Origin of the sequence: Streptomyces sp. NBC_00239 (assembly GCF_036194065.1) — a bacterium.
GTDB lineage: Bacteria > Actinomycetota > Actinomycetes > Streptomycetales > Streptomycetaceae > Streptomyces.
In genome coordinates, this window is the sequence record NZ_CP108095.1 from 5,202,402 (window position 1) to 5,217,398 (window position 14,997).

The 14,997-nt window shown below is 73.8% G+C and carries 14 protein-coding genes and 1 tRNA gene; 13 read left to right on the top strand and 2 right to left on the bottom strand.

Annotated elements, in window-relative coordinates:
- Positions 1-373 precede the first annotated feature (373 nt).
- The 12 genes from OG764_RS22900 to OG764_RS22955 all read left to right on the top strand — a co-directional run bounded on the left by OG764_RS22900 (position 374) and on the right by OG764_RS22955 (position 12,374).
- Complete coding sequence (locus OG764_RS22900; protein WP_328970293.1) at positions 374-1,339, top strand: hypothetical protein; 966 nt, start codon at positions 374-376, stop codon at positions 1,337-1,339.
- Between the two features lie 19 nt (positions 1,340-1,358).
- On the top strand, positions 1,359-2,114 hold the full coding sequence (locus OG764_RS22905) for a GntR family transcriptional regulator (protein WP_328970294.1): 756 nt from the start codon (positions 1,359-1,361) through the stop codon (positions 2,112-2,114).
- A gap of 138 nt (positions 2,115-2,252) precedes the next feature.
- Positions 2,253-3,374: a TIGR03364 family FAD-dependent oxidoreductase gene (locus OG764_RS22910; RefSeq protein ID WP_328970295.1), complete on the top strand. Its 1,122-nt coding sequence runs from the start codon at positions 2,253-2,255 to the stop codon at positions 3,372-3,374.
- Between the two features lie 5 nt (positions 3,375-3,379).
- Positions 3,380-4,147, top strand: a complete 768-nt coding sequence (locus tag OG764_RS22915) for a phosphonatase-like hydrolase (RefSeq protein WP_328970296.1) — start codon at positions 3,380-3,382, stop codon at positions 4,145-4,147.
- Positions 4,144-5,199 carry an ABC transporter ATP-binding protein gene (locus OG764_RS22920; RefSeq protein WP_328970297.1) on the top strand — a complete coding sequence of 352 codons (1,056 nt, stop codon included), beginning with the start codon at positions 4,144-4,146 and terminating at the stop codon, positions 5,197-5,199. Before OG764_RS22915 ends, OG764_RS22920 begins: the two co-directional genes overlap by 4 nt.
- A 340-nt stretch (positions 5,200-5,539) precedes the next feature.
- On the top strand, positions 5,540-6,343 hold the full coding sequence (locus OG764_RS22925; RefSeq protein WP_328973127.1) for a 2-aminoethylphosphonate ABC transporter permease subunit: 804 nt from the start codon (positions 5,540-5,542) through the stop codon (positions 6,341-6,343).
- Positions 6,330-7,127: an ABC transporter permease gene (locus tag OG764_RS22930; RefSeq protein WP_328970298.1), complete on the top strand. Its 798-nt coding sequence runs from the start codon at positions 6,330-6,332 to the stop codon at positions 7,125-7,127. The genes OG764_RS22925 and OG764_RS22930 overlap by 14 nt, the downstream gene beginning before the upstream one ends.
- A 106-nt stretch (positions 7,128-7,233) precedes the next feature.
- On the top strand, positions 7,234-8,298 hold the full coding sequence (locus OG764_RS22935) for a 2-aminoethylphosphonate ABC transporter substrate-binding protein (protein ID WP_328970299.1): 1,065 nt from the start codon (positions 7,234-7,236) through the stop codon (positions 8,296-8,298).
- A gap of 145 nt (positions 8,299-8,443) precedes the next feature.
- Positions 8,444-9,976: an alkaline phosphatase family protein gene (locus OG764_RS22940; protein ID WP_328970300.1), complete on the top strand. Its 1,533-nt coding sequence runs from the start codon at positions 8,444-8,446 to the stop codon at positions 9,974-9,976.
- A gap of 155 nt (positions 9,977-10,131) precedes the next feature.
- The gene (locus tag OG764_RS22945) at positions 10,132-10,911 is read left to right on the top strand and encodes an HAD-IIA family hydrolase (protein ID WP_328970301.1); all 780 of its coding nucleotides are present in this window, start codon (positions 10,132-10,134) and stop codon (positions 10,909-10,911) included.
- Positions 10,912-11,075: 164 nt separating this feature from the next.
- Positions 11,076-11,678: a hypothetical protein gene (locus tag OG764_RS22950; protein WP_328970302.1), complete on the top strand. Its 603-nt coding sequence runs from the start codon at positions 11,076-11,078 to the stop codon at positions 11,676-11,678.
- Between the two features lie 12 nt (positions 11,679-11,690).
- Positions 11,691-12,374: a class F sortase gene (locus tag OG764_RS22955; RefSeq protein WP_328970303.1), complete on the top strand. Its 684-nt coding sequence runs from the start codon at positions 11,691-11,693 to the stop codon at positions 12,372-12,374.
- Between the two features lie 93 nt (positions 12,375-12,467).
- Here the strand turns inward: OG764_RS22955 and OG764_RS22960 are convergent.
- Positions 12,468-12,541 (bottom strand) — tRNA-Lys (locus tag OG764_RS22960).
- A 181-nt stretch (positions 12,542-12,722) separates the two neighbouring features.
- Here OG764_RS22960 and OG764_RS22965 point away from each other — a divergent pair.
- Positions 12,723-14,159 carry a peptidoglycan-binding protein gene (locus OG764_RS22965; protein WP_328973128.1) on the top strand — a complete coding sequence of 479 codons (1,437 nt, stop codon included), beginning with the start codon at positions 12,723-12,725 and terminating at the stop codon, positions 14,157-14,159.
- A gap of 280 nt (positions 14,160-14,439) precedes the next feature.
- Here OG764_RS22965 and OG764_RS22970 read toward each other — a convergent pair whose 3' ends face one another.
- The gene (locus OG764_RS22970; RefSeq protein ID WP_328970304.1) at positions 14,440-14,832 is read right to left on the bottom strand and encodes a hypothetical protein; all 393 of its coding nucleotides are present in this window, start codon (positions 14,830-14,832) and stop codon (positions 14,440-14,442) included.
- Between the last annotated feature and the right edge of the window lie 165 nt (positions 14,833-14,997).

The window sequence follows — 14,997 nt, forward strand, 5'->3', positions numbered from 1 at the left end:
CCTGAACTCGCCCCGGCCCCTGGACTCGCCCCGCCCCCTGGACTCGCCCCGCCCCCTGAATTCGACCCCGGGCCTGAACAGCCCGGGCCTGAACAGCCCGGGCCTGAACAGCCCCGACCCGAACCGCCCCGCCTTGCTGAACCGACCCCCGCCGTCTCGGCCTCCCTCTGTCCGCCCTGCGGCGGGCGCCGCTCCGCCGCTTTGAGGTGCTTCTCACCCTCCCGTTCCATGGCCCAAACAGGGGTAAACCGGGGCAAGCTGCGGCGTGTGCGGGCCGGGAGAAAACACGCGCGTGGGAGGGTGCGGTGGACGGCGGGGTGATTGTCACCTGGTCCGACCATCGTCCGGCGAGCAGCGAAGGCCCTTCATGCGAATGCGCACAGCACTGGCCGTGTCCGTCGCCACGGCCGCGGCCGCCCTGGGGCCAGTGGCGCTCACCGCACCCGCCGCGGCCGCACCGGCCGTCACCGCATCCTCCGCCACCAGGCCCGCCGCGCCCGCGCACTCCACCTCCGCCACGCTCTCCGCAGCCGCGCACTCCGCCTCCGCCGCGCTCTCCGTGCCCGCACTCTCCCTCGCAGACCTCTCCGCCCCCGCGCACTCCGCCCCCACCCCCCTCGCCGTCGCCGCGCCCGCCGCCGCCGTCCCGCAGCTGCCCCCGCACGACGTGGGCGAAGGCGGCGGGGCCAAGCCGGCGCCCGCGCGGCCGGCTCGGGTGCGGGGCGAGTGCGGGGACGGCAAGAGCGCCGAGTTTCCGCTCGGGGCGCGGATCCGCGGGGGGCCGGCCGTGTACCGCAGCGGTGGCGGGCCGCAGACCTGGTACCTCGACCTCACCAACCCCGGCCGCGCCGACTGCCGGGCCGTGCACCCGGTGGTCGTGTTCGCCGACCGCGCGCACGCGCTGAAGGCCTCGCAGCTCCACCTGGAGTTCACGGACCGCGGTACGGCCTACCCCGTCACCCTGGAGCAGTCCGACCAGGACGAGGTCATCGCCGTGTTCGACGGCGCCGGCGCCTTCCCCGGCTTCACCGTCGCGGCGAACGGCTCGGTGACCGTGGCCGTACGTCTCTCCTTCGCCGCCGACACCCCGCCCGGCGAGGTCGTCGCCGACGCCGCGCTGGTCCAGCGCAAGGGCGACGACGGCGACTGGGTGGGCGAGACGGGCGGCTACCGCTTCGCCGTCGCGGGCCCGGAGGAGCCGGCGGAGCCCGGGGCCGCCGGCTCCCTGGCCGACACGGGCCGTTCCGAGCGGCTGTGCGGGCTCGGTGCCGCAGCCGGTGCGGTCGCCGCGGCCGGTGCTGCCATGCGGCTGGGGGCCCGGCGCCTGCGCAGGCCCTGACGGCCCGTAAAGTCCCAGCGTGGAACCGACACACAGCCCGGGCTCGCCCGTCCGCTCGGGGATCCCCGAGCACGGCCGCATCCCCAAGTACTACGCCGTGAAGGCACACCTGTCCGTCCTGATCGAGGAACTGGGCGAGGGCGGGCCGCTGCCGACCGAACGCGACCTCGCCGAGCGGTACGAGGTCTCCCGCGAGACGGTCCGGCAGGCCCTGCGCGAACTCCTGCTGGAGGGGCGGCTGCGCCGCTCCGGCCGCGGCACCGTGGTGGCCGGCCCCAAACTCGAGCAGCCGCTGTCCCTCGCCAGCTACACGGAAGGCGTGCGCCGGCAGGGCCGCCGCCCCGGCCGCCACCTGATCGGCCTGGAGCGGTTCCCGTGTCCGCCCGCGCTCGCCCCCGGCATCGGCGCGGAGGAGGGGGAGCCGGTGTGGCACCTGGAGCGGGTGCTGCTGGCCGACGACGAGAGGGTCGGGCTGGAGAGCACGTACATCCGGGTGGCCCGGGTGCCGGACCTCGACAGCGATTTCCAGCCGGACTCCTCCTTCTACGGCTACCTCAAGGACCGGCTCGGCATCTCCTTCGGGGACGCCGACGAGAAGCTGGAGACGGTGCTCGCGACCCCGCGCGAGGCGCTGCTGATCGGCACCCCGCCGGCCCTGCCGATGCTGCTCATCCACCGCTTCTCGCGCGACCAGGACGGCCGGCCGCTGGAACGGGTCCGTTCGCTCTACCGTGGCGACCGGTTCAGCTTCACGACCCACCTGAGTCCCGGCTGAACCACCCCATAACGGATGGCACTGGGCGAGCCATGATTACGAGACGATAACGGGTCTAGTCCAAGTGTCGGGGCCTGTTCACCGACCCGTTGCCGTCCCGATCCTCACGGGTCACGGCCCGCCACCACCGTTGCCGACGTGAGAGTCATAGTCGTCGGAGGCGGCGTGGTCGGCACCATGCACGCCTGGCAGGCAGTTGAGCGCGGCCACGAGGTCGTACAGATCGAGCGGGAGGCCGAGGCGCGCGGTGCATCACTGCGCAATTTCGGCCAGATATGGGTGAGCGGACGCGCGGGGGGTGAAGAACTCGACACCGCACTGCGGGCTCGCGAACTGTGGGAGTCCCTCGGGGCCGAGGTCCCCGAGCTGGGCTTCCGCGGCATCGGCTCGCTGACCCTGGTGCGCAACGCCCGCGAGCACGCGGTGGCCGTGGCCGCCGCCGCCCGGCCGGATGCCGCCGCCCGCGGCTACCAGGTGCTGACCGCCGCCGAGGCGCGCGCCGCCAACCCGGCGCTGCGCGGCGACTTCGAAGCCGCCCTGTGGTGCGAGCGCGACGCCGCCGTCGAGCCGCGCACCGCGCAGCTCGCCCTCCACGCCCACCTGCGGGCCTCGGGCCGGTACACCTTCCTGACCGGGCGCGAGGTCCGCGAGGTGGTCGGTACCGCGGCCGTCCGCGACGACCACGGCGACGTGCACCGCGGCGACGCGGTCGTGCTGGCCACCGGCGCCTGGCTGAGCGGCCTCGTCAAGGAGCTCGCCCCGGACCTGCCGGTGCGCCGGGTGCGCCTGCAGATGATGCAGACCGAGCCGCTCGGCGAGGCCCTGACCACCTCGGTCGCCGACGCCGACAGCTTCCGCTACTACCCGGCCTACCGGTCGGACGCCCTCGACGAGCTCAACGCGTCGCAGGCGCAGGCGCCGATCGCCGCCGAGCACAGGATGCAGCTCCTGATGGTGCAGCGCCGCGACGGCGGACTGACCATCGGCGACACCCACGAGTACGAGCACCCCTTCGCCTTCGACACCCTCGAAGACCCGTACGACCACCTCACCGGGGTGGTCGAGGGGTTCCTCGGCCGACCGCTGCCGAAGATCCGGCACCGCTGGGCCGGGGTCTACGCCCAGTGCACCGACACCTCCCGGGTGGTGCACCGCCAGCAGGTACGCGACGGCGTATGGCTGGTGACCGGGCCCGGCGGCCGCGGCATGACCTGCTCGCCCGCCATCGCCGAAACCACCGCGAACGAACTGGGCTGGTGAACACCATGACCGACCGCACCCACTCCCTGGTCGTCCTGGACATGGCGGGGACCACGGTCGCCGACGGCGGCCTCGTCGAACAGGCCTTCTCGCGGGCCGCCGAACGCCTCGGCGTGACCCCCGGCTCCGCCGACCACGCCGCCAAGCTCCAGTACGTCCGCGACACCATGGGCGAGTCGAAGATCTCCGTCTTCCGGCACCTGTTCGGCGCAGAGAACCTCGCGCAGCAGGCCAACACCGCCTTCGAGCGGGCGTACGGGGAACTCGTCGACGGCGGGCTCGTCGCCCCGCTGCCCGGCGCCCGCGAAGCCATCGAGAAGCTCCGGGCCGACGGCCGCACCGTCGTCCTGACCACCGGCTTCGCCCGGGTCACCCAGGACGCCATCCTCGATGCGCTCGGCTGGCAGGGCCTGGCCGACCTCACGTTGTGCCCGGCCGACGCGGGCGGCCGCGGCCGGCCCTTCCCCGACATGGTCCTCGCCGCGTTCCTGCGGACCGGCGCCGCCGACGACGTACGGCAGCTTGCCGTCGCGGGCGACACCTCGTACGACATGCTCAGCGGCCGCCGCTCCGGCGCCGGCCTCGTCGCCGGCGTCCTGACCGGCGCGCACGGGCGGGACGCCCTCGAACGGCACGGCGCCACGCACGTCCTCGCGTCGATCGCGCAGCTGCCCGACCTGCTGGCGCGCACGGAAGCCGAAGCGGGAGCCGGTGCCCGTGCCGGTGCCGGTGGCGACGCCGGAGCCGGAGCCGGAGCAGGGGCGCCGGCGTGAGCGGCATCCGCTTCGACTCCGTTTCGGTCGCCTACCACGGCAACACGGTCCTCGACTCGCTGGACCTGACCGTCCAACCGGGCGAGGTCATGGCCCTGCTCGGGCCCTCCGGCTCGGGCAAGACCACCGCACTGCGGGCCGTCGCCGGCTTCGTCCGCCCGGTCTCCGGCCGCGTCCTGATCGGCGACCGCGACGTCACGGACCTGCCGCCGCACAAGCGCGGCATCGGGATGGTCGTCCAGCAGTACGCCCTCTTCCCGCACATGCGCGTCCAGGACAACGTCGAATTCGGGCTGCGCGCCCAGAAGGTGCCCAAGGCCGAGATACCCGCCCGGGTCGCGGAGGCCCTGGAGATGACCGGCATGGCCGCCTACGCCCGCCGCTACCCGCGCGAGCTGTCCGGCGGCCAGCAGCAGCGCGTCGCCATCGCCCGCGCGCTGGCCATCCGCCCCAAGGTGCTGCTCCTCGACGAGCCGCTGTCCGCGCTCGACGCGCAGCTGCGCTCCGGCATGCTCGCGGAACTCGCCCGCCTGCACCGCGAACTGCCCGACGTCTCCCTCCTGTACGTCACCCACGACCAGGTCGAGGCGCTCACCCTCGCCGACCGGATCGCGGTCATGGACAAGGCGCGGCTCCAGGACTGCGGCACCCCGCAGCAGCTGTACCGGGCCCCGCGGAACGAGTTCACCGCCTCCTTCGTCGGCAACGCCAACCTGCTGCCGGTCACGGTGGCGGACACGGCCGGCGCCGCGGAGTTCGCGGGCACCCGGCTCACCCTGGACACCGGCCGGGCGGCGCCCGGCGCCACCGCCACCCTGTGCGTGCGCCCGCACCTGCTCGGACTCGGCGCCGGCCCCAACGCCCTGCACGGCCGGATCTCCGAGGTCCAATGGCGCGGCTCCACCCACCGGCTGTACGTCGAGGTGGCCGGCCACCGGGTCAAGGCGGACCTGCCCGAGCTGCGGGAGACCCCGGCGCTCGGGGAAGAGGTCACCCTGCACTTCGCCCCGCAGGACGCGGTGCTGCTCGCGGCGGGCGTGGCCGATGCGTAGCCCCTCCGGCCCGGAACTGTCACCGCCGGGCAGCCCCCCGCAGACCGCCGCGACCGGCCTGGCAACCGGCCCGGCAACCGGGGCCGCCCCCGCCGCTGTCGCCCCCGCCGCAGCGGCCTCCGCCGCCCCCGCCGCAGCCCCCGCCGCCGCTCCTGGCGCGGACGACACCGAAGCCCGTACACCCGGCCCCCGCCAGGCCGCCGGTACCCCCGGCAACGGCCCCGACGCCCAGGCGGGCAAGCCCCGTACCCCCGGCAACGGCCCCGACGCCCGGGCGGGCAAGCCCCGTACGACCCGTACGACCCGTACCCCCGGCGCCGCTCGCGGCGGGACGCGGTGGCTGTGGGCGGTGCCGCCCGTCGCCGTCCTCGGGCTGGTCTTCCTCTACCCGATCGGCCTCGTCGTCCAGCAGTCGCTGACGCCGGACGGCGGCGGCGGTGCCTTCGACGCCTACGCCGACGTGTTCGGCTCCACGTCCTTCCGCGAAGCGCTGTGGACCACCGTGTGGCTGGCCGTCGCCGCCACCGCCGGCTGCCTGGCGCTCGGCTTCGTCCTCGCGCTGGTCATCGCCTTCGTGCCGTTCCCCGGAGCGAAGGCCGTCGCCCGGTTCGTCGACGTCTTCCTCTCCTTCCCGTCCTTCCTGATCACCCTCGCGCTGCTGTTCATCTACGGCACCGTCGGGATGGCCAACGGGGTGTGGACGGACCTCACCGGGGCCGCCGAGGGGCCCTTCCACTTCCTGACCACCCCCTGGGGCGTGCTCCTCGCGGAGATCACCTACTTCACGCCGTTCGTGATGCGCCCCCTGCTCGCCGCGTTCTCACAGCTCGACACCGCGCAGTTGGAGGTCGCCTCCTCGCTCGGCGCGCGGCCCGCCCGGATCGTGCGGCAGGTGATCCTGCCCGAGGCCGTGCCCGCGCTCGCCGCCGGCGGCAGCCTCGTCCTCGTCATGTGCCTCAACGAGTTCGGCATCGTCCTGTTCACCGGGGCCAAGGGCGTCACGACCCTGCCGATGCTCGTCTACGGCAAGGCGATCCTCGAATCCGACTACCCGGCGGCGTGCGTGGTCGCCGTCGTCAACATCGCGATCTCCGTCGGCCTGTTCGGCCTCTACCGGGTGGTGAGCAAGCGTGCTGGTGCATAGCAAGGCGGGCCGCTGGGCCGCCTGGGGCGTCTTCCTCGTCCTCTTCCTGCCGCTGTTCGCGCTGCCCCTGCTGGTCGTCGTGGCCGCCTCCTTCGCCACGAACTGGTCCGGCGCCTTCCCGTCCGGCCCGACCACCGTCCACTACGCCTCGGCCGTCCGCGGGGAATCCCTCCAGGCGCTGACCACCAGCCTGGTCACCGCCCTGGTCGCCAGCCTGCTCGCGCTCACCTTCGGCACGTGGGCGGCGCTCTCCGCGGCCGCCCTGAAGAAGCACGGGAAGCGCACCCTGGACGCGCTGTTCATGCTGCCCGTCGCGGTGCCCTCGGTGGTCGTCGGCCTCGCCGTGCTCGTCGCCTTCAGCCGGCCGCCGCTGCTCCTCAACGGCACCAGCAGCATCGTCATCCTGGCGCACACGATTCTTGTCACGGCGTTCGCCTACCAGTCGGTCTCCGCCGCGATCGTACGGCTCGACCCCGCGTACGAGCAGGCCGCGGCCAGCCTGGGCGCCCGGCCCGCGTACGTGCTGTGGCGGGTCAGGCTCCCGCTCCTGCTGCCGTCGCTCAACGCGGCCGCAGGGCTCTGCTTCGCCCTGTCCATGGGCGAGTTGAGCGCCACGATGATGCTCTACCCGCCGGACTGGATGCCGCTGCCCGTGCGCATCTTCACGGCCACCGACCGCGGCTCGCTGTACAGCGGCTCCGCCGTCGCCGTGGTGCTCATGGGCACCACGCTGCTGGTCCTGCTGGCCGTCTCCCGGATCCGCACCAAGGCCTCCTACCGCTGACCTCCGGCCGCCCCCCCCCGCACCCGCACGGGCCCACGCCCCCGGGCCCGTTCCACCGCGTACCCCTCCTCCGCAGTCCCCTGCCCTCCCCAAGGAGATCCTCCGCATGTCCCGCAACCTGCTCCGCCCGATCGCCGCAGTCACCGGCAGCCTCGCCCTCGCCGCCGGGCTCACCGCCTGCGGCGCCACCGCCGACTCCGCGAACGGCGAGAAGGTCGTCACCGTCTACAGCGCCGACGGCCTCAAGGGCGAGAACGGCGACGGCTGGTACGACAAGGTCTTCGCCGACTTCACCAAGAAGACCGGCATCAAGGTCAAGTACGTCGAGGGCGGTTCCGGCGAGATGGTGCAGCGCGCCGTCCGCGAGAAGACCAACACCCAGGCCGACGTGCTGATCACGCTCCCGCCCTTCATCCAGCAGGCCGACGGCAAGGGCCTGATCGAGGCCTACCGGCCGCAGGGCTCCGAGCAGGTCAACGGCGGCGACAAGGCCGCCGACGGCAAGTGGACCTCCGTCGTCAACAACTACTTCGGTTTCGTCTACAACAAGAAGGAGCTCGCCCGGGCCCCCAAGACCTGGGAGGAGCTGCTCGACGGCAAGTTCAAGGGCAAGCTGCAGTACTCGACCCCCGGCGTCGCGGGCGACGGCACCGCCGTCCTCATCAAGGCCATGCACGATTTCGGCGGGCAGGCGCCGGCGCTGGAGTACCTGAAGAAGCTCCAGACGAACAACGTCGGCCCGTCCTCCTCCACCAGCAAGCTCGCCCCCAAGACCGACAAGGGCGAGATCCTGGTCGCCAACGGCGACGTCCAGATGAACTTCGCCCAGTCCAAGTCCATGCCGAACCTGGGCATCTGGTTCCCCGCCAAGGACGGCGGCAAGCCCACCACCTTCGCCCTCCCGTACGCCGCCGGCCTCGTCGCCAAGGCCCCGCACGGCGACAACGGCAAGAAGCTCCTCGACCACCTCCTCAGCGAGGACGCCCAGAAGCTGGTCAGCGAGGTCGGCGGCGGCTTCCCCGCCCGCTCCGACGTCAAGCCCACCGACGCCAACGCGGTAGCGCTCACGAAGCTCATGGCGGGCGTCGAGATCTTCGAGCCGGACTGGGCCGACATCGACGAGAACCTCTCCGCGTACGTCGACGCGTGGAAGTCGGCCACCGGAAGCTGACCTGTCACCCCACGGCCACCCAGGCCGTGCAGAGTAACGCTTGCATAACGGGTCTGGTCCAAAGCCCTCCGCTCGGGGCCCGGACCGGACCCGCCGCACGACCGTCCCCTGCGCATTTCCCCACGAATACTCCCGGAGGAGTAACGTGCCCACTGTCCCCGCCCTGTTGCCCCGGCGCCGTACGCTCGCCGTGGCGGCCGCCGCCGCGGCCCTCGTCGCCGGCACCCTCGGCACCCAGGCCGCCACCGCCGAACCGGCCGCGGCCAACACGGACAAGGTCCTGGTCATCGGCCTCGACGGAGTCGTGCTGGACCGGCTGAAAGTCGCCAACGCCCCTTACCTGAAGGGCCTGATGGCCCAGGGCCTCACCGCGCGCAGCACCCTCTACGCCAACCCGATGGCCGCCACCTCCTCCGGCCCCGGCTGGTCCACCATCGCCACCGGCGCCTGGCCCGACCGGCACGGCGTGAAGGACAACTCCTTCACCGGCAAGAACTACACGGCCTACCCCGACTTCCTGACCCGCATCGAGAACGCCGCCCCCACCCTCAACACGTACGCGGCCGCCGACTGGGAGCCCATCGCCTCCGCCGACGCCGGCGGCCCGATCTTCTCCGCCAAGGTCGACAAGCGCCTCGGCCTCAAGGGCGACCGGGACGGCTACCTCACCGAGGACCCGAAGATCGCCGCCGCGGCCGCCGCCGAGCTGCGCGACCAGAACCCCGACGCCGCCTTCGTCTACTTCGGCCAGGTCGACGGCGCCGGCCACTCCTACGGCGCCGCCAGCCAGCAGTACCTCGACTCGATCGCCCGCGTCGACGCACTCGTCGGCCAGGTCCTGAACGCGGTCGCGGCCCGGCCCACGTACGACCGGGAGAACTGGAAGATCCTGGTCACCACCGACCACGGGCACACCGCCGCCGGCGGCCACGGCGGCTCCACCATCCAGGAGCGCGGCACCTTCGTGCTCGCCAAGGGCGCGGGAATCCCCGCCGGTTCGGTCCGCGACGACGTCCGTCTCGTCGACGTCGCCGCCATCGCCCTGCGGCACGTGGGCGTCGCCGCCCCCGGCATCGACGGCCTCGCCCTGGACGCCGCCGACAACGACGCCTTCGACACCCTGCGCCCCGCCCTCCAGGCCCGCCTGGACGAGACGGGCATCCCCGCCACCACCAAGGGCTTCACCCGCACCCCGCCCGCAGGCTGGTCCGTGGACAACTCCCGCATGGGCAGCGGCGGCGTGACCGAGTGGGCCGGCTGGTCCTTCGCCACCGACGAGTTCTGGAGCCAGGCCCAGCGCGACCAGTGGCGCGAGCTGGGCGTCCGCTCCCGTGACGTGTTCGCCGTCGCCGACTCCGACGAGTGGGACGACAAGGCCCACACCGGCACCTTCGACTCCACCCTGATCAGCCCCGAATACCCGGTCACCGGCGGCTCCACGGTCAACCTCCGCTACACCACCCACTACCGCCAGGACGGCGCGCAGACCGCCCAGGTGCTCGTCTCGTACAACGGGGGCGCGGCCACGGTCGTCAAGAGCCACACCGCCGACGCCCTCGCCACGACGGAGTCGCTCGCCCTCCGGGTCCCGGCCGGTGCCACCGACGTCCGCGTCAGCTTCCGCTACACGGGCACCAACAACTGGTACTGGACCGTCGACAACGTCACCGTCGGCTAGGCCCTTCCTCCCGGATCTTGCCCGACCCGCGACGCCCTACACCGCCCCCGGTCCGGGCTGTGGACGCCGAACGCGTCCGCGGCCCGGCCCCGATAAGGTGGTACAGACCAGAGGCCGCCGAGGTCGGAGGCCCCCGCAGAGCGGAGAACAGTCCCGTGGCAGAGCGCAAGCCGATCGAATCCTGGCTCACCGACATGGACGGGGTCCTCATCCACGAGGGCACGCCGATTCCGGGGGCGGATCTGTTCATCAAGCGGCTGCGCGACTCGGGCAAGCCCTTCCTGGTCCTCACGAACAACTCCATCTACACCCCGCGCGACCTCCAGGCCCGCCTCCAGCGCATGGGCCTGGACGTGCCCGTCGAGAACATCTGGACCTCGGCGCTCGCCACCGCCAAGTTCCTCGACGACCAGCGCCCCGGCGGCACGGCGTACGTCATCGGCGAGGCGGGCCTGACCACCGCCCTGCACGACATCGGCTACATCCTGACCGACCACGACCCGGACTACGTCGTGCTCGGCGAGACCCGCACGTACAGCTTCGAGGCCATGACCAAGGCGGTCCGGCTGATCAACGCCGGCGCCCGGTTCATCTGCACCAACCCCGACGAGACCGGCCCGAGCACCGAGGGCCCGCTGCCCGCCACCGGCGCGGTCGCCGCGCTGATCACCAAGGCGACTGGCAAGAAGCCGTACTTCGCGGGCAAGCCGAACCCGCTGATGATGCGCACCGGCCTCAACGCGATCGGCGCGCACTCCGAGACCAGCGCCATGATCGGCGACCGGATGGACACCGACGTGCTGGCCGGTCTGGAGGCCGGCATGCAGACCTTCCTCGTGCTGACCGGGCTCACCTCCGTCGAGGACATCGACAAGTTCCCGTACCGCCCCTCGAAGACCGTCGACTCGATCGCGGACCTCGTCGAGCGCGTCTGACCGCGGCTGACCGCGCCGGATGCCTCCGGACCCCGCCGGCCTCCGGCGGGGTCCCGCGGGTCCCGCCACCGGCGGGTTTGCCGCACCCGTACGGGTCAGCGACGCGCCTGCCGGGATGCGCGGGGACCCGCCGCGCGTGAACCTCCGTAACAGGAGGTTTCACGATGCGCACTGACCTGATCGCTCTGCGTGGCGCAGGGGTGACCGCCGCCCTGCTGGCCGCGACCGCCGCCACTCTCGGATTCGCCCCCTCGGCCAGCGCCGGCGAGGAGGGCCGCGGCACCGTCTGGGCCACCCCGTCCACGGCCTCGCCGGGGGCGCAGATCGAGCTGCGCGTCAACGGGTGCAACGGCACGACGGGCACCGCGAAGTCCGAGGTCTTCGTCGCCGACGCCGAACTCTCCGGCCGGGACGGCCGCGGCAACCCGCTCTACGGCGAGGCGATGATCAGCTCGCGCGCCCGGCCCGGCTGGTACAGCATCCACGTGACCTGCGACGGCCGGGACCGCAAGGCCACCGGCAGCATCCAGATCGAGCACCACCAGCCGAACCACCGCCCCAGCCACCACGCGACCCCGGTCTGGCCGGTGCACGCGGGCGGTGGCGGGATGTCCGAGGAGCTGACCGCGACCGCGGCGAAGAAGGAGAGCGGCAGCCGCGGCCCGGGCCTGCCGCACACCGTGATCGGTGCGCTCCTCGCCGCCGCCGCCACCCTCGCGGTGGCCGGCCGCGCCCTCGCGCTGCGCCGCCGCCGCAACGGCGAGTGACCGGGGCCGGGCATGGGGGCTGAACCGCGCACCGCACCGAGCGGCCGGATACTGACCGGGGTGGCCTGGGCGGTGCTGGTGATGGGCCTGTGGCTGTGGGGGCGCGAGATCACCGAACTGCCCGGCGGCAGCGCGGGCGCCGCCGGTGCGCTCTTCGGCGCCGGGCTGCCGGCCCCGCACCCGCCGCTCGAGGGCGCCGCGCTGCCGGCCCGGGTCGACGTGCCGTCCATAGGCGTACAGGCGCCGGTGGTCGCCCGCGGGCTCGACCGGGACGGGGCGATCGACCCGCCGCCGTACGACCGGCCCGGCGCGGTCGGCTGGTACGGCAGCGGCACCCGCCCGGGCGCGGCGGGCGCCGCCCTGTTCGTCGGCCACGTGGACACCGCGTCGAAGCCGGCCGTCTTCTACGGACTGAGCTCGGCGAAGCAGGGCGACACGGTCCGGGTGCTGCGCGACGACGGGCTGATCGCGCAGTTCACGATCGAGGACGTCCAGGTCTACGAGCGCGAGCGCTTCGAGGCGGCGAAGGTGTACGGGCCGCGGGTGGCGGGCCGCGCCGAGCTGCGGCTGATCACGTGCGGCGGCACGTACGACCGGGTGGCCAAGGAGTACACGGCGAACGTCGTGGTGTCCGCGTACCTGACCGGTGTGAGCCGCGCGCCCGGTGCGAGCCGGGCGCCGGCCCGGCCGGTGTAGACGCCCGGGCCGGTGTGGGACGCCCCGGCCGGTGTGGGACGGTCCGCGAACACGAAGAAGCCCCTCGCTGCTGCGAGGGGCTTCTTCCGTCTGTGCGCCGCCAGGGACTCGAACCCCGGACCCGCTGATTAAGAGTCAGCTGCTCTAACCAACTGAGCTAGCGGCGCTTGGTGACGAGGAAAACTCTACCCCACCTCCAGGGGTACCTGAGACCAAGCCACGCCCGGCTTGTCCGATTAACTCACCTTCGTCCGTTCTGCGTGCAGTATGTGTGATGGCCGCAACGCACATGACGAGCATTCAGACGCGCATCCAGGGGAGTGGACGGACCGCATGACGACGCAGCCCATGCCCGTGCCGGTATTCGAGGACTACACCCCCGCGGGCGACTGCGCCTGCGCGGGCTGCGTGGAGCAGCGCGCGATGCTGCGGGACGGAGGGCATCCGGCCGCGCACGGGCCGCGCCGGGCACTCGTCCTGGTGACGGCCGCCGGAGTGGTTCTCGGGGGCGCCGGGGGCGGCGCGGCCGCGGCCGCCCCCGCCGACGAACCCGGCCCCACGGTTCCCACGGCTCCCGCGAGCCCGGAGGGTGCCTGGCAGCCGGGCGCCCCGCAGGAGGGCGGCGGCACCGAACAGGGCACGCCGGGCGCGCTGCACGGCCCGCCGCCGAGACCCGGCATAGTGCCCGCGGTCGCCCCGGCGGCCGCCCGGCGGACCGACCGGGCCTCGATCATCAACCGGGCGAAGCGGTGGCTGGACGCGAAGGTCCCGTACAGCATGAAGACGTACTGGACGGACGGGTACCGGCAGGACTGCTCGGGCTACGTCTCCATGGCCTGGGACCTCGGCACGAACGAGTGGACCGGCAGCCTGGACGCGTTCGCCACCCGGATCACCAAGGACGAGCTGCAGCCCGGCGACATGCTGCTCTTCCACAACCCGGCCGACCCGACCTCGGGCTCGCACGTCACCCTCTTCGGCGGCTGGACCGACCACACCCGGGAGTACTACACGGCGTACGAGCAGACCCGCCCGCACGCGCGCAAGCAGGCGACCCCGTACGGGTACTGGAACAACGCCGCGAAGTACCTCCCGTACCGCTACAACGGCGTGACCGGGGGACTCACCGAGGGGCCGGGCACCTCACCGGTGCCGGTGCCGGTGCCGGGCGCCACGCCGGTGCCGGGCACCGCGCCGGTGCCGGGCACCGCGCCGGTGCCGGGCACCGCGCCGGCGCCGGGGCCGGGCTCCTCGACCGCCTACCCGGGCCCGAGCTCCTTCGGGCCGGGTGCGAGCAACGGGTACGTGACCCTGCTCGGGCGGATGCTGATCGGGCGGGGCGCGGCGGGCTTCTACGCCACCGGGCCGGGGCCGCGCTGGGGCGAGGCGGACCGGCGGGCCACACAGGCGTTCCAGCTCGCACAGGGCTGGACCGGCAGGCAGGCGGACGGCCTGCCGGGGCCGGCGACCTGGCGGCTGCTGGTGCGGAAACAGGGCCGAGGCATCCCGGCGGCCGACGGCGCGCCGAAGCCCCGGTCGGCGGGGACGCCGACGTATCCGGGCGGGTCGGTCTTCCGGCCGGGGAAGTCCCACACGGCGATCGAGGCCCTCGGGCGGCAGCTCGTGGAGAAGGGCTTCGGCAAGCACTACACCTCGGGTCCGGGCCCCCGCTGGGGCGAGGCGGACCGCCGCAACGTCGAGGCGTTCCAGCGGGCCCAGGGCTGGCGGGGCGCGGCGGCGGACGGTCACCCGGGGCCGGAAACCTGGCGACGGCTCTTCGCATGACGGAGGCAAGCATGTACCCCACCCGCACGACGTCCACCACCGGCGCCATGCACCCCTTCCCTTCAACGCCCCCCACCCGCCACCCCGACCCCGCCTCCCACCTCACCCCGGCGCCCACCCCGCCCCCCACCGCCGCCCCCGCACCCCAGACCCCGCCGCCGCACCCCCACCCGGCACCCGCCGGGAACATGGCGGGCGAGTCGGTGCCCGTGCCGGACTCCGCGGCGGTGCCGGTCGGGGAGCCGGTGTCCCGAACGGAGTTCGTGGCTGCGGCAGAGGGTCAGGGTGCCCCGGCGGGCGCGGGCCGGATCGCCCCCGCCGGCGCGGAGGCGACCCTCGGAGCCCCGCGCACCGAGCCCGCCGTACCCGGGCGCGCGGAATCCCGTAACCCGGGGGCTTCCGGGGCGGAAGCCGCCGTCGCCGTCACACCGTCGGAGGTGCCGGCCTCCCGCACCCCGGCCCAGGACGAGCCGGTGGCGGCCGTGGCGCGCGTCGCCGCCCGGTCGTACGCCCCGACTCCGGGCCGGGCCGGTACCGACGCCACGGCACCGGTCGCCGCCACCGCCACCGCCAGCGCCTGCGATGTGGCGCCCACGATGGCGGCCGCGGCCGAAGCGGTGCCGGTGCGAGCGCCGTCCCGGACCTCGGCGGCCGACACACCGACGATCACCACGGACCCTGCGGGCCCTGCGACCCTGGCGGCCCCTGCGACCCCGGCTGCCTCTGCGGCCCCTCCGGCCACCGGGCCGGGCCGCCGCGCGGACCCGTACGGGCCCCGAGCCGCGCGGACGGTCAAGGTGGGCCTCCCCGCCGCCGCGACATTCACCCCCCTGCCGAC